The 21,340-nt window shown below is 44.4% G+C and carries 21 protein-coding genes; 18 read left to right on the top strand and 3 right to left on the bottom strand.

Going from position 1 to position 21,340, the window contains the following annotated elements; translation table 11 throughout:
* The first annotated feature begins 65 nt into the window (after positions 1 to 65).
* From ACFPIB_RS16170 to ACFPIB_RS16130, 9 genes are all read left to right on the top strand, one after another.
* Positions 66 to 857 carry a hypothetical protein gene (locus ACFPIB_RS16170; protein ID WP_378018510.1) on the top strand — a complete coding sequence of 264 codons (792 nt, stop codon included), beginning with the start codon at positions 66 to 68 and terminating at the stop codon, positions 855 to 857.
* 184 nt (positions 858 to 1,041) lie between these two features.
* Positions 1,042 to 1,839 (top strand): tRNA pseudouridine(38-40) synthase TruA, encoded by a 798-nt coding sequence (truA, locus tag ACFPIB_RS16165; RefSeq protein WP_378018509.1) that lies wholly within the window; start codon positions 1,042 to 1,044, stop codon positions 1,837 to 1,839.
* 167 nt (positions 1,840 to 2,006) lie between these two features.
* On the top strand, positions 2,007 to 3,290 hold the full coding sequence (locus ACFPIB_RS16160) for a cystathionine gamma-synthase family protein (RefSeq protein ID WP_378018508.1): 1,284 nt from the start codon (positions 2,007 to 2,009) through the stop codon (positions 3,288 to 3,290).
* 106 nt (positions 3,291 to 3,396) lie between these two features.
* Positions 3,397 to 4,089 (top strand): hypothetical protein, encoded by a 693-nt coding sequence (locus ACFPIB_RS16155; protein ID WP_378018507.1) that lies wholly within the window; start codon positions 3,397 to 3,399, stop codon positions 4,087 to 4,089.
* Positions 4,090 to 4,211: 122 nt separating this feature from the next.
* Positions 4,212 to 5,984, top strand: a complete 1,773-nt coding sequence (locus ACFPIB_RS16150; RefSeq protein WP_378018506.1) for an ABC transporter ATP-binding protein — start codon at positions 4,212 to 4,214, stop codon at positions 5,982 to 5,984.
* Positions 5,981 to 6,508, top strand: a complete 528-nt coding sequence (locus tag ACFPIB_RS16145; RefSeq protein ID WP_378018505.1) for a GyrI-like domain-containing protein — start codon at positions 5,981 to 5,983, stop codon at positions 6,506 to 6,508. Before ACFPIB_RS16150 ends, ACFPIB_RS16145 begins: the two co-directional genes overlap by 4 nt.
* A gap of 250 nt (positions 6,509 to 6,758) precedes the next feature.
* The gene (locus tag ACFPIB_RS16140; RefSeq protein ID WP_378018504.1) at positions 6,759 to 7,400 is read left to right on the top strand and encodes a response regulator; all 642 of its coding nucleotides are present in this window, start codon (positions 6,759 to 6,761) and stop codon (positions 7,398 to 7,400) included.
* 281 nt (positions 7,401 to 7,681) lie between these two features.
* Positions 7,682 to 9,967, top strand: a complete 2,286-nt coding sequence (locus ACFPIB_RS16135) for an Ig-like domain-containing protein (RefSeq protein ID WP_378018503.1) — start codon at positions 7,682 to 7,684, stop codon at positions 9,965 to 9,967.
* Positions 9,968 to 10,159: 192 nt separating this feature from the next.
* Complete coding sequence (locus ACFPIB_RS16130; RefSeq protein WP_378018502.1) at positions 10,160 to 10,513, top strand: CZB domain-containing protein; 354 nt, start codon at positions 10,160 to 10,162, stop codon at positions 10,511 to 10,513.
* Between the two features lie 102 nt (positions 10,514 to 10,615).
* Here ACFPIB_RS16130 and ACFPIB_RS16125 read toward each other — a convergent pair whose 3' ends face one another.
* On the bottom strand, positions 10,616 to 11,005 hold the full coding sequence (locus ACFPIB_RS16125) for a hypothetical protein (protein WP_378018501.1): 390 nt from the start codon (positions 11,003 to 11,005) through the stop codon (positions 10,616 to 10,618).
* Positions 11,006 to 11,158: 153 nt separating this feature from the next.
* On the opposite strand from ACFPIB_RS16125, the gene ACFPIB_RS16120 reads away from it, so the two are divergent.
* Positions 11,159 to 12,106, top strand: a complete 948-nt coding sequence (locus ACFPIB_RS16120; protein ID WP_378018500.1) for a cation diffusion facilitator family transporter — start codon at positions 11,159 to 11,161, stop codon at positions 12,104 to 12,106.
* 63 nt (positions 12,107 to 12,169) lie between these two features.
* On the opposite strand, the gene ACFPIB_RS16115 is transcribed toward ACFPIB_RS16120, so the two are convergent.
* Positions 12,170 to 12,343 carry a hypothetical protein gene (locus ACFPIB_RS16115; RefSeq protein ID WP_378018499.1) on the bottom strand — a complete coding sequence of 58 codons (174 nt, stop codon included), beginning with the start codon at positions 12,341 to 12,343 and terminating at the stop codon, positions 12,170 to 12,172.
* 261 nt (positions 12,344 to 12,604) lie between these two features.
* The gene (locus tag ACFPIB_RS16110; protein WP_378018498.1) at positions 12,605 to 14,389 is read right to left on the bottom strand and encodes an ABC transporter ATP-binding protein; all 1,785 of its coding nucleotides are present in this window, start codon (positions 14,387 to 14,389) and stop codon (positions 12,605 to 12,607) included.
* 435 nt (positions 14,390 to 14,824) lie between these two features.
* Here ACFPIB_RS16110 and ACFPIB_RS16105 point away from each other — a divergent pair, with 435 nt between their 5' ends.
* The 8 genes from ACFPIB_RS16105 (at position 14,825) to coaE (ending at position 21,330) form a co-directional block, all read left to right on the top strand.
* Entirely contained in the window at positions 14,825 to 15,925 is a 1,101-nt protein-coding gene (locus tag ACFPIB_RS16105; protein ID WP_378018497.1) for a Glu/Leu/Phe/Val dehydrogenase dimerization domain-containing protein, read from the top strand.
* Between the two features lie 308 nt (positions 15,926 to 16,233).
* Positions 16,234 to 17,409: a transcription antitermination factor NusB gene (gene nusB, locus ACFPIB_RS16100; RefSeq protein ID WP_378018496.1), complete on the top strand. Its 1,176-nt coding sequence runs from the start codon at positions 16,234 to 16,236 to the stop codon at positions 17,407 to 17,409.
* Positions 17,410 to 17,507: 98 nt separating this feature from the next.
* Positions 17,508 to 17,813: a YtxH domain-containing protein gene (locus tag ACFPIB_RS16095; RefSeq protein WP_378018495.1), complete on the top strand. Its 306-nt coding sequence runs from the start codon at positions 17,508 to 17,510 to the stop codon at positions 17,811 to 17,813.
* Between the two features lie 3 nt (positions 17,814 to 17,816).
* On the top strand, positions 17,817 to 18,815 hold the full coding sequence (locus tag ACFPIB_RS16090; protein ID WP_378018494.1) for an isocitrate/isopropylmalate dehydrogenase family protein: 999 nt from the start codon (positions 17,817 to 17,819) through the stop codon (positions 18,813 to 18,815).
* Positions 18,816 to 18,871: 56 nt separating this feature from the next.
* Positions 18,872 to 19,372: a DUF1573 domain-containing protein gene (locus tag ACFPIB_RS16085; protein WP_378018493.1), complete on the top strand. Its 501-nt coding sequence runs from the start codon at positions 18,872 to 18,874 to the stop codon at positions 19,370 to 19,372.
* Positions 19,373 to 19,420: 48 nt separating this feature from the next.
* Positions 19,421 to 19,726, top strand: a complete 306-nt coding sequence (gene yajC, locus ACFPIB_RS16080; RefSeq protein ID WP_378018492.1) for a preprotein translocase subunit YajC — start codon at positions 19,421 to 19,423, stop codon at positions 19,724 to 19,726.
* 91 nt (positions 19,727 to 19,817) lie between these two features.
* Entirely contained in the window at positions 19,818 to 20,711 is an 894-nt protein-coding gene (locus tag ACFPIB_RS16075) for a YbbR-like domain-containing protein (protein ID WP_378018491.1), read from the top strand.
* Between the two features lie 16 nt (positions 20,712 to 20,727).
* Positions 20,728 to 21,330: a dephospho-CoA kinase gene (gene coaE, locus ACFPIB_RS16070; RefSeq protein ID WP_378018490.1), complete on the top strand. Its 603-nt coding sequence runs from the start codon at positions 20,728 to 20,730 to the stop codon at positions 21,328 to 21,330.
* Positions 21,331 to 21,340: the final 10 nt, after the last annotated feature.

The following is a 21,340-nucleotide window of genomic DNA, read 5'->3' as shown; positions in this document are numbered from 1 at the left end:
TTCAGGATGTTCGGTAATATATAATATGTTTTCTTATATTGTAGTTTCAGAATATTTGGTAAAATATGCACTTCGGAATAAAAATGATATTGGCCTTCGCTTTTAGTTTTCTGCTTGCTGAGAATGCTAATGCATTATGCGCGGCGGAATATGTGGGCATTTATCCCAGAGAAGGTAGCATTACCCGGAACCCTGTTTTTTTACTGGAGTTCGAAGCTGCCGAATTCAAGCTGACGAATAAACTCGATGAACTGGAATTTTACCTGTTGACCAATAAGCAGCGGAAAATAAAAGTAACTATTCTGCGCAAAGTAAACGGCATCGGTCCTGATACGCAGTTTTTGTTGCAGGCGAAAGAGCAGCTGAAATTAAACGATTCGGTGCAGTTGCAGGTGCAATTCAGGAAAAATAATGCTCCGATTACAGATTCGCTGTTTCAGACTTATCAGCATAAAGTAGGTCGTAGGAAGTGGCATGTGACGCTTGCAGCTGACTATGAACCGGTTGCGTGGAAAGAAGAACTCACATGGCAGGAGCCTGATTTCAGAGTGAATTCCGTTGGGAATTTCGGGGTTAAATTCAGCTTTCAGGTGGAAGATAGCAATCCGGTATATTATGATTACACGCCCGGGAATAGATTTCTGGAACAGCTGTTTGAAGTGGAAATGGACGGTAAAATATTTTATGCTATTGGCGGTGGCCGGAGGAATCAGTTCAGCATTTATAGAAGCGATTGCGGCGGCAATTTCTACCTGAACCGGAACAAAAACTACGAAGCGAATATCACAGCTTTAGATTTTTCCGGAAACCGGAGCAAAGAAGTTAAACGGGTTGCTTTTAACACTTTTATGCGCTAAAACGCTACCATTTTTCCAAGGTAAACCTCACAGGTTTCAAAGATTTGTGAGGTTTTTTTGCAATTCGCTGTTCCTGCAAAACGGTAGGCTTTCCGGCTCAAAAACTCAAAACCGACTAACAATTCAACTATTTAACTATTCAGCAATTTACCTAATCCGTTTGAAAAAAGTATCTTTGTAGCAAATGCGGTACTTTCTTCATATTTCCTACAACGGCACGCGTTATAATGGCTGGCAATTGCAGCCCAATGCGCTAGGTGTGCAGCAGGTTTTAAATGAAAGTCTGCAGAAAATCTACCAGGTCGGCATTAATACTATAGGCAGTGGCCGCACCGATACCGGCGTGCATGCCTCCGAGCAATTGGTGCACCTCGATCTGCCTTTCCAGCTCAAGCCCGAAGAAACAATATTCCGCATCAATAAAATATTGCCGAAGGATATTGCGCTTAATAAAATCTATGAAGTTGGTCCGGAGGCGCACGCGCGTTTCGATGCCATTGCCCGCACGTATGAATACCGCATCAGCTTACAAAAGAATCCTTTCCTGGCCGATTTTGCCTATTATTTAAGCCGGAAACCCGACGTGGACAAAATGAACGAAGCGGCGAAACTGTTGCTGGGTTTTCAGGATTTTACGGCGTTTTCGAAAGTGAAAGGCGACACCAAGCATTACAATTGCCACATCTATGAAGCTTTCTGGAAGCGGGAAAACGATTTGCTGATCTTCACTATAAAGGCGAACCGGTTTTTAAGAGGCATGGTGCGTTTGGTGGTTGGGACACTTTTAAGCGTGGGCAAAGGCAGAATTTCAGTAACTGATTTTGGCAATATTATTAAAAGCCAAGACCGGAGTAAAGCCAGCGGCGCAGCACCCGCCGAAGGACTTTTTCTTACGAAAGTAGAGTATCCGGAAGGGTATTTCGAGGAGCAGAAAAAGCTTTTCTATAGCCAGATCAGCAATATGCCAACCGGCGAAAGTTAAATCAGACACCAGTATCAAATTACGGACATCAGAATTTTTGAAAGAAAATTCTGACTTTCTCTTTAGCGTTTCGAACTGGGTTTTTTAATTCGAAACGCTACCGTTTTCAAGAATTTACATTGCATTTATAGCACATTAGCACATTAAAATATTAGCACATTAACATCATGATCTCTGAAGAAAATAAATACACCGAATACCTGGGCGAGCACAAATGTCAGCCCGAAAGTTTAATGATGAGCTACGGTTACCGTCCGGAATTATCGCAGGGGGCTATTAAAAGCCCGATCTTCCAGACGTCGACCTTCGTTTTTGAAAAAGCGGAAGATGGAAAAGCCTTTTTTGAACTGGCTTACGGCTTGCGCGAGAAAGGCGAAAAAGAAGAAATGGGCCTGATCTACAGCCGCCTGAACAACCCCGATCTGGAAATTCTGGAAAACCGTTTGTGCCTTTGGGACGAAGCCGAAGAAGCAGCGGTTTTTGCCAGCGGTATGGCGGCCACAAGTACAACTTTACTGGCATTGCTTAACCCCGGCGACGTAATTCTGCACAGCGAACCAATTTATGGCGGCTCCGATTATTACATCAAAAATATTCTGAAGAAATTTGGCATTACGGCGGTTGGTTTTAAAGCGAACACCACGGCCGAAGAAGTTGATAAACTGATCCAGGAAAAAAATATCGGCGATAAACTGGCCATGATCTTCATCGAAACGCCGGCTAACCCAACCAACCACCTGGTAGATATTCAGGCTTGCGCTAATCTTGCTAAAAAATATTCTACAGCCGATAAAAAAGTATTGCTCACGGTAGATAATACGTTTTTAGGCCCGGTTTTCCAGCACCCGTTAAAGCATGGCGCCGACCTGATCATTTATTCCGCCACAAAATTCATTGGTGGTCATTCCGATATTATTGCCGGCGCCTGTTTAGGTTCTGCCGCATTAATTAAGCAGGTGAAAGGCATGCGTACATTCTCCGGTTCTATGGCTTCTCCATGGACGGGCTGGATGTTGATGCGCAGCCTGGAAACGCTGAAAATAAGAATGGAACGCTCCGCAAAAAATGCGAAAGTAGTTGCCGAATGGCTGGTAAAACATCCGAAAGTGGAAAAGATCCATTACTTGGGCATGCTGGAAGATAAACCGCAGCAGAAAGCTATTTTCGAGAAACAATGTAAGGCGGCTGGTTCCATGATCGCCTTCGATATTAAAGGCGGCGAAGCAGAAGCGTTCAAATTTCTGAATAACCTGAAACTGATGAAACTGGCCGTAAGCTTAGGCGGAACGGAATCTTTAGCGGAGCATCCGGCTTCTATGACGCACTCCGATATTACGCCAGCCGACCGTGCTGAAATGGGCATCGGGGAAAATATGGTGCGTTTGTCTATCGGCGTAGAGCATCCGGAAGATTTGATTGCTGATATGGAACAGGCATTCGCCGCCGTTTAGTTTTTAAGCCGGAAAGCATACCGTTTTCTTCTACTTTTTAACCGCCGGAAGCTACCGTTTCCGGCGGTTTTGGTTTATATTGATTTTAGTTTCCAAAGAAATTTTTATGCTGAGATTAAGTTTATGTCTGCTCTTGGTACTTTGTTTTTCCTGTACTTCGGACAAAGTAGGTAATGAAAGTTCAAAAACAGTTTTAGAAGAAAAACAAAGTTCAAGAATCAATACTCGGGATATACAAAAGGAAAGGCTTTTTAGTGATTTTATTAAAAAATTTAAGCCCGTTGAATTACCCTTTATTTACAGATTATCCAGTAATGATAGTGTTCGTGTGGATTTCTCTAAACTTGCAAAACTTAATGCACATTCAACTGATACGCTCTTTTTAAAAGCTGAATATCTTGATGAAATATTTTGTTATGGTATTCTGCCTTCTACATCAAATTTTTATGCACTTATTTACTTGTTCCCTGCAGATGATTTTTATCCGGTTTTAGTTACTTATTCAAAGCAAGGGGAGGTAATTAGCCAAGAGCCACTAACCATAAAAGGTTGTACGTCTGACTGTGGTTTAACTTATTGTTCCCAAACAGGGCTTATTGATAAAAATTTTCAAATCTCAAGTGTCGATACAATTAGATATGATTTCAATTGTGATGATAATGGAAACCTAGTTAATGAGGGCTTATTAATGGTTGATTCAAATAAAGGAAAAGTTAACATAGATGGAAAAATAAATATGGGCAAAGTGAATAACTATAAGAAGCCTTTTATTTCAGATAAGCCTTTGCCTAAAATTTAAATTTCCTTTTACTAAAACGCTATCCTTTTCACCCCAAAAACTCCGTCAACCAGCAACCAAAAACTAACAACTAAATTCCCGTATCTTTGCAGGCGTAAAAACTAACGGCGCATATTTTCCCCGTGGAACAAACCAAAAGCACCAAAACCGGCAAAGCATTCGACAGTGAAGTTCTGAAAAGGCTTTTCGTGTTTGTGCGGCCGTACAGCAAATTTTTCTACTTCCTTATATTTTTAACCGTTGCTTCAGCTATTCTGGGTACTATTCGCCCGTTCCTGATCCAGTACACGGTAGATAACCACGTATTGATTGGCGATATGCACGGGCTGAACCGGATGTTTATATGGCTCGGCGTTTTGCTGGTGGCGCATGCCTTGGTTTCGTATTTGCATACCTATTTTGCGGGCTGGCTCGGGCAGAATATTGTGCGCGATATCCGGGTTAAACTCTACCGCCATATTTTAAAACTGCGCCTGAAATTCTTTGATCGTACGCCAATCGGTACGCTGGTAACACGCAACGTTTCCGACGTAGAAACCCTTTCCGATGTTTTCTCTGAAGGTTTGGCGGCCATGATCGGCGATGTGTTGCAACTGGTTTTCATTCTTGGTTATATGTTTTACCTCGACTGGAAACTGACGTTGGTGAGCCTTTCCACGTTCCCGTTGCTGTTTGTGAGTACCTATATTTTCAAGGAAAAAGTAAAGCAATCGTTTCAGGAAGTGCGCACGGCAGTGGCGGCTTTAAACTCGTTTGTGCAGGAGCATATTACCGGCATGAGCATTGTGCAAATCTTCAACAACGAAGAACGCGAAAACAAGAAATTCCAGGAGATCAATAAAACCCACACCGAAGCCAATATCCGTTCCGTGCTTTATTATTCCATTTATTTTCCGGTAGCGGAAGTTATTGGTGCGGCCGGAACGGGTTTGCTGGTTTGGTACGGTGCCAAAGGCGTAATTAATCATGAAGTTACCCTCGGAACGCTCATCGCCTTCATTATGTACATTGCCATGTTCTTCCGCCCGATCCGGCAAATAGCCGACCGCTTTAATACGTTGCAGTTAGGCGTGGTAAGTACCGATCGTATCTTAAAGCTTCTAGACAGTAACGAACTGATTGCTGATTCCGGCGAGCTGAAGCCTAAAACTCTGAAAGGCGACGTGAAATTCGAGAATGTTTGGTTTGCCTACAACGACGAAGAATATGTGCTAAAGGGTATCAATTTCGAGGTGAAAAGTGGTCAGACCGTTGCCTTGGTAGGAGCCACCGGCGCCGGAAAAACTTCCATCATTAATTTGCTCAGCCGCTTCTATGAAATAAACAAAGGCACCATTTCCATAGACGGCCACGACCTGAAAGAGTACGATCTGAGCGAATTGCGCAAACACATTGGTTTGGTTTTGCAGGACGTTTTCCTTTTCTCCGGAACCATTGCCGATAATATCAGCCTCGGAAATAAAAGCATAACCGAAGCCCAAATGTGGGAAGCCGCAGACTTAGTAGGAGCGAGGAAGTTTATTGAGCGTTTGCCCGGCGGTTTACATTATAATGTAATGGAACGCGGCGCTACACTTTCAGTAGGGCAGCGGCAGTTAATTTCGTTTGTGCGCGCCATGGTTTACGATCCGAAGATCATTATCCTCGATGAAGCCACTTCCAGCGTAGATTCCGAAACCGAAGAATTGATACGGTTTGCGATCGAAAAACTGATGCAGGGGCGTACTTCCATTGTAATTGCGCATCGCCTGAGCACCATTCAGCGCGCCGATAAAATTATAGTAATGGACCGCGGCGAAATTAAAGAAAGCGGCAGCCACGACGAACTTCTGAAGCATAACGGCTATTACGCCCAGCTTCACCAGATGCAATACAAAGATGTTTTAAACACATGAACACCAAAAAATTACTGATCGGAATTTTTGTAATCTTATTGTTAGGCGGTGCTGGTTACGGCTGGCTGGGCGGTTTCAGCAACCCCGAAATTAAGCAGATAACTACCTCAGAGATCTACGTTGCCGGAAAAGAATATAAAGGGTCTGTTAAAAGCGATAAGTTTGGCGAACTCTTTCTGGAAGCCGGTAAACTGGTTGAGGAAAAGAAACTGGCCGGCAATCCCGGCGGCATTTATTACAACGATCCGGAAAAACACAAAGATTCTATCAATGCTTTTATCGGGGTTGTAATTTCAGATCCGAAAATGACTTTGCCTGCAGGTTATGCAGTAAGAACCATTCCGGCCGGTAAAAAAGCGGTGCAAGGCAGCATCAATGCGCACTATTTATTAGCTCCGAATAAACTTTTTCCGGCAATTTTTAACTACGCCAAAAATAAAAATATCCTCCTTCAGGATTTTTTTGTTGAACGCTATCCGGATACGCGTCACGCAGAAGCCATTGTTTTTGAGCAGGAAAAATAGCGGGTTACAGCCTGTTTGTTTGTAAGTGTCTGAACACTAGTGCTGGTTGCTGAGTTTTTAGTCCCAAAAGCATAGCGGTTTCAGTTTGTCAGAAATGTGCTTTCAGGATTTTAGCAAGTTTGATATATACTATTTTTCTAATATGTGGAAAAATAGTACAGCATAATGAAACGTTATGGCGGGTTTTTTGTTGTGCCAAGTAATTTTGAAATAGAAAAAAAATTACCTACTTTAGAAAACTCACCGATAAATGAAGGACATGACTACTATTGGCATTATTGAAGATGATACCACGATTCGTGAAGGTTTGCGTACTTTTCTGAACCGCCAGTCAGGCCTTAGCTGTGCCGTGCTTGTTGATTCTATTGAAGAATTCCTGAATCTGGATAATGAGGCGCGCCGGGTTGATATTTTGTTACTCGATATTGGTTTGCCAGGTATGTCGGGGCTCGATGGTTTACGTTTGCTCAAGCAACATTTGCCAGATACCAAGATCATTATGAGCACCGGCAACGAGGAATCTACTTATATTTTCCGTTCATTCAACGCCGGCGCGAACGGTTATCTGCTGAAAAACAACCTTTTCTTCGAGGTAAAAACCGCCATAGATTCTGTGCGCGAAGGCAATGGTTATCTTTCCCCGATCGTAACCCGCAAAGTGCTCGATTTCTTTAACGCACCCAAGCACGAAGAAATTGAAATTACCAGCCGCGAGCGCCAGATCGTGCAGTGTTTGGTAGATGGATTAAGCTACAAACTTATTGCCGATAAACTCGATATTTCGTTAGATACCGTACGTTTCCATTTGAAGAATCTTTACAAAAAACTGCGTGTGAACAGCAAGTCAGAAGTTGTTTCGAAAGCGCTAAAAACCAACCTGATCGGTTCCTGATCGGTAATCCCCAAAAACTGCCAGATTTTAACACAATTCCCAGGCTCATAAGGTCTGGGAATTGTTGCTATAACGTAAATTGTAATTTATTTTTATCGATTCCTGGTATTTTATCGTGAAAAATTAGGTAAAAGCTGTTAAAAAGGCTTTTGCTACCCAAACATGTAGTTGCGCAATTGTATTTCCCGGGGTATTTTTCTGCCGTGTTAAAGCTGTAACAGGTTTCTCTTTAGAAAATTTAGTGTTTTTTTAAGAAGACTCTTACCCAAAATTCTACAATTATGATGCAACTTCTACTTTCGAAAAAAGCTTCTGAAACGCCGGGCTATTATGCCCCGCAGCAGAAGCGCCGGTTCTCGACCCGGGCTCAGGGCAGCAACGGTCAGCCGATCTTTAAAATCTCAGGTGCCCGTTCGCTGGTATCTATTCTTGTCGCTTTGTTCTTCAGCGTGAGTGCATACGCTTCGCATTACAAAGGCGGCCAGATCACGTACGAAGACCTGGGTAGCGGAACCTACAAGGTTACTGTAAAAAGCTACTGGCGTTCGCAGTTACCAGGTAGTGTGGTTCCTTCCTATTCTGGTAGCCCAACCTTAAATACCAATCTGAGCATGGTGTCTCTTACACCGCTGCCAGATGGTGTAACCGTAGAAAAAGTAGAAGAGCAGATCGTAACCTGGCCAACACCGGGTCTTTATACCATCAGCTGGACCAGCTGCTGCCGTGTAAATGGTGGTGCTAACTTCTCGCAGACCGATATGGGCCTCTTTGCAGCTGTAAATTATGACCCTGCAAAACCAAGTTCTTCTCCGCAATTCTACGACCTGCCGGTGTTTAACTATGCAGCCAACGTGCCATTAAGCTTTGGCTTCAACAACACCGACCCTGAGAATCACGATCAGGAATATACGCTGAATATTCCTTACGGTATTGCTACCAACCCTTATGGCAATATGACTGCTACCGGCTTTTCTATTTCAAACAACGGTACCGTTTCCTGGACCAACCCGCAACAAGGCATTTGGTTAGTAAATGTGAAGCTGGAAGAAAAGATCAATGGTGTGCTGACCGGAGCTTATGTTTACCGCGATTTCATGCTGAACATTGTGCCAACTACCAACCATGCGCCGGTTTTAGGCAGCTTAAATGCGCAGACCATTCGTGAAGGCCAGACCCTGCAGTTCAATGTAAACGCTACTGAACCAGATGGAAATCAGGCTACACTGCGCGCCAGTGGTTTGCCAATGAGCATGGGCGCTGCTTTTGCCCAGACAACTACCGGTAATTCACCAAACGGTACTTTCACCTGGACACCACCAGCTGGTTCTTCCGGTACTTACTCTGTGCAATTTGTAGCTACTGATAACGTAAATCCTCCGCTTTCTGCGCAGCAGACTGTAACTGTAAATGTTTTGCCGCTGTGTAATCTGACTGCTACTGCAGCAGTAACCAATGTGCCTTGCGGAAATGATATTACAGGTGCTATTACTGTAACTGCCACAGGTGGTACCAACTACGAATACTCAATCGATGGCGGCATTATTTTCCAGAATTCGAACGTATTCACCAGCCTGGCTCCGGGTACCTACGAAGTAGTGGTTAAAGATGGTGTTTGCTCATCTCCAGTGCAAACCATTGCTATAATTGCTAATCCGCTTCCGGTAGTAACGCTTAATAATTTTGCGAGTGTTTGCAGCAGTAATAGCAACATTACTTTAACTGGTGGTCAGCCATTGGGTGGCACTTATTCTGGAAAAGGTGTAAGTAACGGTGTTTTCAATCCGGCGGTAGCAGGTTTAGGTACCCATACTATTTCGTATGCTTTCACAAATAATAACGGTTGTGTTAACACGGCAACTGCTACCATTACTGTAGGTGCGGGTTTCACTGCAAATGCCGGCCCGGATAAGACTGTGGTAACCAATTACAACCAGATGAAATGCGTAACTTTAACGGGTTCTGCTTCTAATTCAAATGGCGCATATTCTTACTTATGGAGTAATGGTGCAACTACGGCTTCTATTAATGTATGCCCAACTACTACCACTACCTATACTTTAACTGTTACCAATGCTGCCGGTTGCACTGCTACCGACCAGGTGACTGTTAAAGCAATAAATGCATCGTGTGGTAACCGGAACGAGAAAGTAACGATCTGCCACAATGGGCATGAGATCTGCGTTTCAGTAAATGCGGTACAGGCTCACCTGGCTCATGGCGACGTATTAGGCAGCTGCCTTCCTTCCGGAAATCAGCCAGGCAAACCTAGCAATGGTGGTGGTTGCAACAACAATAAAATTGCTTCCGACATTGTAATGACAGCTGTTCCAAACCCATTCGCACAAACTACCCAGATCGACTTTGTAATGCCGGAAACCGGTGCATATGCCCTGGAAGTTTATGACCTGAAAGGCATGTTGGTGAAGAAAGTGGCAGAAGGTGCTGCAACTGCAAACGAGCGCCGCAGCATAGAAGTAAACGGTAGCCAGTGGCCGAAAGGCGTTTATATGGCTCGTCTGATAACTGGTAAAGAAGTAAAAGTTATTAAGATCGTACTTTCAAAATAATTAATAGGCGAAGTTTAGAATAATTAAAAACGACAGTTCTTCTGGATCTGTCGTTTTTTTATGCGTTTCCTTGAAGCCGTAAGCGTGCAGGTTAAAATTTGCATATCGGCTTGAAACGGGCTAACCTAACGAATTGCGCCCCGTTTAAATATTCCCGGAAAAACGGTATTGTTTCCGTCGGAAAAACTAGTCATGGCAACAGAAACTAAAAACGAATTCGAACAGGCGCGCTTAAAACATTTATTGTTTAAGTCTAAATTGCGGGCAATTCTGTTGGGCGCCAATATTGACGAAGCGCCCGTGTTATCTGAGCATGATTGTGCTTTTGGTCAGTGGATGCAAACCTATCTGCTGAAAAATTGTAAAGATTCGCCGGAACTGAAAGAACTGGAAACCATACATACCGATATGCACCGTTTGGCACGGATCGTTGTAAAAAATTATCACGCTGGCGTAGAAGATGCTTCAAAAAATGAATTGAGAAAAATTGAAGTGCTCGGCAACCGCATTATGGAGCTACTGGATATTCTGGAAGGGCAATGTTGAAAACCGGAAGTTTATGTAAAAACGCTATGGTTTTAAAGCAAAAAAACTGCCGGAACTTATGCTGCGGCAGTTTTTTTATATGAATTCTAGAAAGAGATTATTTTAAAGCTGGGTGGTAAGCGCTGCAATGCGGGCCCGCAATTCATCTATCTGGTTACGGTTTGCTTTCGATTTTTCGATCGCATCGAGTTTTTCGAGCAGCAGCTGCATTTCCTGGAGGTGTTGCATTCTTTTTTCCGGCACGATCGGGCCATTATGTGTGGCTTGTTTAAAAATATTTCCTTCGCCGTAAATTACCCAGTGCGCATTCAGGTCCTTTATTTGCGTAAGCACTTTCAGGAGTTCATCCATGGTGTAATTTTTGCCGGCCATAATATTGGAGATCAGCGGCGCTGAAGTTCCGGTAAGTACGCCCATTTCATATATTCCCATTTCTTTCATCTTCATATAAAAGCGAAAGCGGGCTCCAATCTGTTCTAAATTAGCGGCCATAGATATAAGGGTTTGTTAAGAATTAATTATTGCCGGCATATTATGTTCGGCACACTGCCTTTACTAACCAGAAAATACGCAAATTAATTCGGAAGGGTGCCGAATATGCGAACAAAACTACCGGAACGGTAGCGTTTTTACTCCCAAAACCGTATGCTTGCAAAAGAAAAAACTCCGGATAAACTTTTTAGATCGCTTCCTTCTTTGTCAACACATACGCACGACCACAGCCATTTGCATCACGCCCATGTGCACGCCGGAAAGAATCTGGTGCTGGCATTCTGGATAAATACGGCTTTTGCCATTTTTGAGCTTATTGGTGGCTTTTACATCAACAGTGTAGCTGTAATGTCTGATGCGGTGCACGATTTTGGCGATTCTGTTTCGTTAGGGTTGGCCTGGTATTTTCAGCGGGTGGCTGGTCGCCATCGCGATGCTGCCTTTTCGTTTGGTTACCGGCGGTTTTCGTTGCTGGGTGTGCTTATAAATTCGGCGGTGCTTCTATTGGGTTCCGGCTTTGTGATCAGGGAAGCTTTGCTCCGGCTTTTCAACCCTGAGCCAGCCAGCGCCACCGGTATGATCGGGTTTGCTATAATTGGTCTCTTAGTGAATGGCGTGGCTTTTTTGCGCTTGCAGAAAGGCGGAAGTTTAAGCGAAAAAGCTGTTGCGCTGCATTTTCTGGAAGATGTGCTGGGTTGGCTTGCCGTTTTAATAGGCGGTGTGGTTATGTATTTTGTGGAAGTTCCCTGGCTCGATCCGGCTTTGTCGCTAGGTATTGCCTGCTTTATCCTGATCAACGTTTTTAAGAATTTCCGGCAGAGTTTCCAGATTTTGCTGGAGGGCACACCAGCTGGGTTAGAGGAAGAAGAGCTGCGGACCGCTTTAACCACCGTGCCCGGTATTGCAGCCATTAACGACCTGCACGTGTGGAGCCTCGATGGGGAATACAATGTGCTTACCCTGCACCTTACCCCCGACAAAGATTATACGCTAGCTCAGACGGAAATCCTGAAAGAAGCCGTGCGAAGCATGTTGAGTAAAAGGAATATTCATCACATCACCATTGAGCTGGAAAGTGCTGCCGCAAGTTGCGATCTGTAAAAAAAACGCAAAAAAAAACCGGAAGCTGTGGGGCGACCGGTGGAAAAAGAGATAACTGAAATGTTAGTTATCTGAGAATGTGTAATCTCCGAAATTGTAGATTTCAATGCATTCGCAGGTAGTGGCAGCCCCTGGCTTTTGTAATTTTTTCGGGGTAGAAATGCTTTGTTCAAACCCCCATTTCAAACGGTTTGCATATTTCAGTTCTTCAGCGAGTAAAATTTTCTTTTTGTTCATAGCTTTTACATTTAAAGGGTTGGTAAAAAAACTATCGGCAAGAAAATGGATGCCGCAAAGGCATTAGCAGAGGTTTCTTTCTTTTACTTCTGTAACTGGTTCAGGTTACAGCATTGTAAAAATCTAATTGAATTATTCTAATACGTTGCTTGCACTTAAAGGTGAACAACCTATTGCATATTTTTTGTCAAGCAGAAACAGTGCCAGATAGGTATTGTTGTCGCTAAGAACTGAAAAACGCTATGCTTTTTACCCGAAAAACTAAGCTTGTGCTTCGGTCAGTAATTGTTTCTCGTAAAGCTGTTTATATAAACCATCCTGCTGCATTAGGTTCTGGTGCGTGCCGTGCTGCACAATTTCGCCATCCTCCAGCACCAGAATGTGGTTAGCCAGCTTGGCCGAAGAAACCCGGTGCGATATAATGATAGAAGTACGGTTACGCATAATACGTTGCAGGTTGTTCAGAATGATATTTTCGGTTTTAGTATCTACCGCCGAAAGTGCATCGTCCAGGATCAGGATTTTTGGTTCGCGAACCAGCGCGCGCGCCATGGAAACGCGCTGTTTCTGTCCACCCGAAAGGGTAATACCGCGTTCGCCGAGCTTGGTTTCGAATTTCTCCGGAAAGCGCATGATATTTTCATAAACGTCGGCATCTTTGGCGGCTTGTTCCATTTTGCTGTCGGGCAGCGTGTTTACGCCAAAGCCAATATTTGCCCTAATAGTATCCGAAAACAGGAAAACATCCTGCGGCACATAACCTATTTGGCTGCGCAAATTGCTGATGTTGTAATCCCGGACATCTATACCATCAATTAAAATGCTGCCTTCGCTCACATCGTAAAGCCGCGTTACCAGATTAGCCACCGTACTTTTTCCCGAGCCGGTGTTGCCGATAATGGCCAGCGTTTCGCCGTGTTTGATCTGGAAATTCAGGTTTCTGAGCGCTGTAATGCCGGTGTCCGGATAAACAAAAGTTACATTCTTGAAAACAATGTCGCCTTCAATTTCTTTTTCAAAATTCCGCTGCGAAATAATATCGGTTTTGGTTTCCAGGAATTCGTTGATGCGGGCCTGCGAAGCGGCGGCGCGCTGCACCAAACTTGCCGTCCAGCCCAAAGCTGTAACCGGCCAAGTCAGCATGTTTACGTAGATCAGGAATTCAGCAATATTTCCGGCCGTAATGCTCCCGTTTATCACTTCCTTGCCACCGATCCAGACCGTAATAATGGTGCTCAAACCAATTAAAAACAGAATCAGCGGAAAGAACAGCGCATTTACAAAGTTCAGTTCTAAAGACTTTTCTTTGTAAGTATTGCTGGCCTTGTCGAAATTCATGGCCGAATCGTCTTCGCGTACAAACGATTTCAAAACCCGGATTCCTGAAAAAGCTTCCTGCACGAACGTGGTTATGCCCGACAAACTTTTCTGGATCTGGTCCGATTTCCGTTCGATAATGTTGTTTACATAAAAAATGCTGATAGCCAGCAGCGGCAGCGGCAAAAGTGTGTAAATGGTCAGTTTCACGTTCACCGAAAGCATGTACGGAATTACCAGCAAAAACAAAACCACCAGGTTTATGCCATACATAATTGCCGGACCCACATACATCCGCACGCGCCCCACATCTTCGGAAATGCGTGCCATTAAATCGCCGGTATTGTTGCGGCGGTAAAAGCTTAAAGGCAGCGTTTGGTAGTGCGCGTAAATGTCGTTTTTCAGGTCGTTTTCTACCAGGCGGCTCATTACAATAATGGTTTGCCGCATGAAGAACAAAAATACGCCGCGCAGCAAAGCCATGAGCACAATTAAAGCGCCATAAAACAGAATGTTGCGCGCAAAAACGCTATAGATCTCCGGCTGAAAACCCGTGCCTGCGTAAAGTTCGTGCAGCTTGATGCCATCTTTTACCAGATCAAACGCATACCGCACCAGCTGCGCCGGAATAATGGCAAACAAATTGGAAACCGCCACAAAAATAACGCCCCAGAAAAGGCGCCATTTGTAGCGGAACAAATATTTATTTAAGTATAAAAGCGATTTCACAGCGGCAGGGAATTTACAACAAAGGTACCTTTAGCAAAAGCAATTGCCAAATTAATGTAGGGACAGGTCGCGACCTGTCTGCACGCATTGCTGATCAACACCTGTTCGTACACATTGCTGATCAATACCTGCCCGCACGCATTGCTGATTGAATAAAAACATTATTCTAAGTTTTTGCAATCCTTCTGCGGAAGTCTGCAAAGAGCCATACAACCAAAACCACCCAACTCTTGTCTTATTCATTGCCCAGAATTATAACCGGAAATAAATTCAAATATTTTAAAATCACAATGTTTCACCACCTGTTAACCAGCCACCCTAAAAAAAATACCAATTGGGTTTTCTGCAAAAATTGAATTACTTTTGCATCCGGATTGTAATAGGGCTGCTATATAGTTTTTTACAAACCCAGAATAACCTTTTAATTAGCATAAAATGGTCGAAATTAAAGAAGTACCAGTTAAAAAGGAATCATCTGTTTTCGGGCAGGTATCCGAGTTTCAGCACGAACAAGTTGTTTTCTGCCACGATCACGAAACCGGTCTGAAAGCAATCATCGGCATTCATAATACAGTTTTAGGTCCTGCTTTGGGCGGTACCCGCATGTGGTCTTACGCTACCGAAGCCGAAGCCCTGAACGACGTATTGCGCCTTTCCCGCGGTATGACCTACAAAGCAGCTATCTCCGGCTTAAACCTGGGTGGCGGTAAAGCAGTTATCATTGCCGATTCCAAAAAAGATAAATCCGAAGCCCTGTGGCGTAAATTCGGCCGTTTTGTAGAGAACCTGAACGGTAAATATATCACTGCTGAAGACGTTGGAACGACCAGCAAGGATATGGAATACATTAAAATGGAAACCGACTACGTAACTGGCTTGCCAGAGTCTATGGGTGGTTCCGGCGATCCTTCTCCGGTTACAGCTTACGGTACATACGTAGGTATGAAAGCCGCTGCAAAACGTGCTTTCGGTTCCGATAGCCTGGCTGGCAAAAAGATCTCCGTTCAGGGTACCGGCCACGTTGGTGGTTACCTGATCGATCACCTGGTTAAAGAAGGTGCACAGTTATTCATTACTGACATCGACCAGGAGCGTCTGAAAGATCTGAATGCCCGTACCGGTGCTACCATTGTTGGCCTGGATGAGATCTATGATCTGGATGTGGATATCTATTCTCCATGTGCTTTAGGTGCAACGATCAACGACAACACCCTAAGCCGTCTGAAGTGCCAGGTAATTGCCGGTTGCGCGAACAATCAGTTGAAAGACGAAACCGTTCACGGTCCGGCTTTAATTGAAAGAGGCATCGTTTACGCGCCAGACTTCCTGATCAATGCTGGTGGTCTGATCAACGTTTACTCAGAGCTGAACGGTTACAACCGCACTGCGGCTTACGATCAGACTGAGAAGATCTACGATTATACCCTGAACATTTTTGATATGGCTGAGCGCGAAGGTTTGTACACCCAGCTGGCTGCTATGAAAATGGCTGAGAAACGTATTTCTGACATTGGTAAAGTAAAAGCTACTTACTAATCTCCTGAAAACGGTATTATATATTAAACTAAAAGTGCTGCAAAAATTTGTGGCACTTTTAGTTTCAACCCGGCAGCACTTTTTTCGGTAAAAGACCTACCATTTGCTGCCAGTCCAGTTCTTTGACCAGGTTAGATTGTTAGATTGTTTAATGGCTAAATGGTTATTGGAACTACGTTGAATTTCTGCGGAGTTTTTAAGGCAAAAAGCCTACCGTTTTTAAATTTTAAAGCGCTTCGGCGCGAAAAATACAAGTGAGGGAAAGCCTCATTATTAATTCTTAATTTCTTAATTTTTAATTATTTACAATGCTCAATCGCCGCACCCTTCGGATCAAAGCCATGCAGGCCATTTACGCGTATATGCAAGCCGAAGGTTCCGATTACCTGATGGCGCTGGACATGATCGAAGATGATTTTGCTCCGGACCTCAACTCCATGGAAGTGCAGAACAAACAGCTCCTGGAAGGTAAAAAACAGATCGGTACGCTTCTTTTCAAAGAATGGTATAAAACCCGCCAGTTCGATACTGAAGAAACCGACAAGGAAATTCTGCAATCGGTGAACAGCGCCGTTGCTTTCTACCAGAACCAGGTAAAAAAAGACTTCAAATTTTTCGGAAACCAGATGCTGACGGCCGTAGAAAATATCTACGATCATTACCTGGCTATTCTGGCGCTTGCCGGCGAAATTGTAAAGCAGATCAACAACGAGGAAATTAAAAAAGCCACCCGCTTTACCGAGAAAAAAGATATTAACCTGCAGCGCCTCACCGAAAATAAAGTTATTCAGCAATTGCTGGCTAATAAATCGCTGCAGCAACTCATTATTCGCCGCAGCATCAGCTGGGAAGGCGACGCCGACCTGATCACGCAATTTTACCGCACCGTTTTAAAGCAGGACGAAACCATTCAGGCTTACGTTTTAAGCGAAGAAGAACATACGTTCGAGGCAGATAAAGAACTGGCGAAATACCTTTTCAAAACGCTGATCTTCAAAGATAAAAACCTGCAGGCATGGTTCGAAGAGCACGACCTGAACTGGCAGGAAAACAAAGCCATTGTGAAAAGTCTGGTAATGAAAACGATCAAAATGATCGAAGAGACTACCGACGAAAATCTGGCATTGCTCGACCTTTCTACCAATTGGGAAGACGATAAAGCTTTTTTCGAGGAGCTTTACGACAAAACCCTGGAAGACGACGAGAAATACGAAGCCATGATCTCGGCCGGCGTAAAAAACTGGGATATTGAGCGCGTAGCCGTTATCGATAAGATCATCCTGAAAATGGCGCTTTGCGAAATGCACATCTTCCGCAGCATTCCGGTTAAAGTAACCATTAACGAATACATCGAGATCTCGAAGCTTTACAGCACGCCAAAAAGTAAGCAGTTCATTAACGGCGTACTCGATAAACTGGCCCAAGACCTGACTGATGCCGGTACGATCCGGAAATCTGGCCGCGGCTTGATGGATAATAAATAAGTTTCGGGCCAAAACGGTATCGTTTTTATGAGAAAAAGTAAAGACTGCCACCCGAAAAACAGTATATTTACCGAGCTAAATCAATAACCTCTGAAACCATGAGCAAAAAAACAACCGCCATCATTGCCTTCCTCAGCGGCGCTGCGGCAGGTGCTGCTTTCGGCATGCTTTACGCCCCCGATAAAGGCCGCGAAACCCGCGATCGCCTGAGTTTCCGTTTAGATAAATACCGCGATATGCTGCGCGATATTACCGAAGATATGCTGGCCGGTAAGGAAAATACACCATCTGCTGCCAAAAGCGAAGGACAGCGCGTAATTGATGACGCCCGCGATAAAGCAGAGAAACTATTAGGCGATGTAGATTCGCTCATTAACCAGATAAACAGCCGGAAAGAAGCTTAGAATATGAAAGTAGTTACCCTTATTCCCGGCGATGGCATTGGGCCGGAAATTACCGAAGCCGTTAAGAAAATTTTCGCCGCTGCTAACGTTCCCGTAACTTGGGAAGAAGAAAACGCTGGTCAGACCACCTTCGACAGCAAAGGCGAATTAATTCCGCAGTCGCTCATCGATTCTTTAGAGAAAACCCGCGTAGGCTTAAAAGGCCCGATCACGACGCCGGTTGGCAAAGGTTTCAAAAGCATTAACGTACAGCTGCGCCAGAAATTCGATCTTTATCAGAACGTACGCCCGGCTTGTACAACTCCCGGCATCGATACCAAGTTTGAAGGCGTAGATCTGGTACTGTTCCGCGAAAATACCGAAGGCTTGTATTCTGGCCTGGAAACCTACGATGCGCGTTTGGGCATTGCTGATTCTATTGCCCGCGTTACCGTAGAAGGCTGCGAAAAAATTACCCGTGCGGCGTTTGCTTATGCTAAAAAACACGGTCGCAAAAAAGTAACCGTGGTGCACAAAGCCAACATCCTGAAAATGGCTGGAACGCTTATTCTCGAAGCTGGTAAAAAAGCGCATGCCGAGTTCCCGGAAATTGAAATGGACGACAAGATCATCGATAACATGTGCATGCAGCTGGTAGTGAAGCCGCAGCAATTTGATGTAGTAGTTACCACCAACCTTTTCGGCGATATTCTTTCTGACCTTTGTGCCGGTTTAGTAGGCGGATTAGGTGTTGTATCAGGTGCCAACATCGGCGATGATATGGCAATTTTTGAAGCCGTACACGGTTCTGCTCCTGATATTGCGGGCAAAGGTTTAGCAAATCCGACTGCCATGTTGCGTTCGGCTATCATGATGCTGCACCACATCGATCTGCACGATCATGCTTCTAAAATTACCAACGCCCTGAACAAAACGCTTTTAAACAAAGAGCAATGCACCGGCGACCTGGGCGGCAAAGCCAAAACCATGGAATTCGCCGATTACATTATTGGCAATTTATAGTTTTAAGCGTCGTTTTAATACCGTTTTAGTTTCACTATTTACTCCTTAATTACACCATGAAAACCAGACTTATTTACGCATTGCTGGTATTGTTCGGCTTTTTTGCTACCGTAAGCTGCGACAAGAAAGGCGAAAACAACACGGCCACAACGAATCACAACGAGGCAACTGCCGAAGATCTTTCTGCTTCTGACCTGATCAACAACCCGAATACCGCAAACCCGGAAGTAGTAACTACGGGCCCGGCTCCGGTTATGAGCTTTGAAAAGTACGAGCATGATTTCGGCGATATTAAACCGGGCGATGTAGTAAAACACACGTTCAATTTTAAAAATACCGGCGAAGCTCCCCTGATCATTGAAAGTGCTACTGCTTCCTGCGGTTGCACTGTGCCAAGCTACCCGAAAGAGCCGATCGCTCCGGGACAGTCTGGTAAAATAGATGTGCAGTTCGATAGCAAAGGTAAAACCGGCCAGCAAAACAAGCAGATCTCGATCCGCTCAAACACGCAGCCAAACATTACTGAGCTGACCATTAAAACCAACATTCTGCAGTAAGCCTTTGGGCTTACTGCTTTTTCCAACCATTTTACTTTTTCACCTTAAATGCATACCGTTTTCCTGCAAACTTTTTCTATGGAAGGCATTCAGCAGATCTTGCTGTGGGGCGCCATTATTCTTATCTTTTATTTTTTCATGATCCGCCCGCAGCAGAAAAAAGCCAGCGATCAGAAAAAATTCCGCGAATCGTTACAAAAAGGCACAAATGTGGTAACTATTGGCGGTTTGCACGGTAAAATCGTAGAGATTCAGGAAACTACCGTATGGCTGGAAGTAGACCGTGGTTTTAAGCTGAAATTCGAAAAATCGGCTATTGCTTCGGCGGCCAATACTACCGAAGCCAAGGCTTAAATAAAACACCATCGCCATCGACAGGGTAAAGCACATAATCGCCTGGCTGTTAAAGCCTTTCTTTCATAAAGAAAGGCAATACTGGCGTGTTGTGCTTCTTTGTTTTTTACTGGCTGGTACGTTCTGGGTTTTAAAAGCGCTGAATAAGAAGTACGAAAACGTACGCATCAGTTACCCGGTAAACTTTATTTACAATCCGAAAACGCAGATACCGGTTACCGATCCTCCCAAAGAAGTAATAATAAACGTAGACGGCAAAGGCTGGAAACTGCTCCGCAAAGCCCTGAATCTGCGCATTCATCCCGCCCAGATAGACCTCCGCAGCCGCGGTTACACCAAATTCCTTACTTCCCGGCAATTGCGTCCTTATGTTAATGCGGCATTAAGCGGCCTTGATCTGAACTACGTTGTAACCGATACCATTTATTTCAATTTCGAGAAGCTGGAACACCGCAAGCTGCCCTTAGCCCTGCAACTTTCCGATTCGGCGATTGCAGCGGGTTACCAGCTGGATAGCAACATGAAAATTATGCCGGCAAGCGTTACCGTTTCCGGACCGGCTTCGTTGGTAAAAGCATTGCCTTCGCCTTTTCCTATTCATCTGCCCGATTCTGGTATTACTGCAAATTACCGCAAGAAAATTCCGCTGGGCTTCGTGCCCGAAAATCTTCTGAAGCCTGATTTCGAGGAAGTAAAGGTAGTTTTTGATGTAGTTCCGCTCATTAGAAGGGATCTTCAGGTTATTGTAAGGGTCCGCAACCGCGATTCTATCAACAGCCCGGTTGTTTTGCGACCGAATGTGGTAAAGCTCACTTATTACGCTGTTTCAGCCGATTCTGTGGTACCCGCCTCACAATTTACCGTGGAAGCCGATCTGGATAATGTAAATCCGAAAGATTCTACCGTTACTCTGAAAGTCTTGCAGAAACCAAAAACTGTTAAAACGGTATCGTTTTCGCCGCAGAAAGTAAAAGTGGTTTATTAAGTTTCCTGAATTTTTTATGTTGAAGATCGGAATAACAGGCGGCATTGGCACTGGTAAAAGCATGGTAAGCCATTTGTTCGCCCTGCTCAACATACCCGTGTATGATTCCGATCTCCGGGCCAAACAGGTTATGGCTCACAATCTGCAACTAAAACAGGAGCTTATCGCAGCTTTCGGACCGGAAATATTTACCGCCGAAGGCCTGAACCGCACCAAGCTGGCTTCCATCGTATTTCCCGATCCCGAAAAACTGGCGAAACTCAATAGCCTGGTGCACCCGCACGTAAAGCAGGATTTTATTGATTGGGCAGAAGAAAATAAAAAAGCGCCGTACGTTTTAAAAGAAGCCGCGCTTATGTTCGAAACCGAAGCCTATAAGCAGGTTGACGAAATGATAACCGTTTTTGCGCCGCTCGATATCCGGATGAAACGCCTGCTCAAACGCGACACGCACCGCACCGAAACCGATCTGAAAAACATCATCGCCAAACAGCTACCCGAAGAAGAAAAGCTGCGCCGCGCCGATCATGTAATTTACAACGACGATTCACAACTCGTAATTCCGCAGGTTTTAAAGCTGCACCAATATTTCCTTTCCAAAGCCACTGAAAAACGCTAGGGTTTAGCAC

Origin of the sequence: Adhaeribacter terreus (assembly GCF_042657365.1) — a bacterium.
GTDB lineage: Bacteria > Bacteroidota > Bacteroidia > Cytophagales > Hymenobacteraceae > Adhaeribacter_A > Adhaeribacter_A terreus.
Note: the sequence above shows the minus strand (reverse complement) of the source record. Positions and strands in the feature narration are given on the sequence as shown.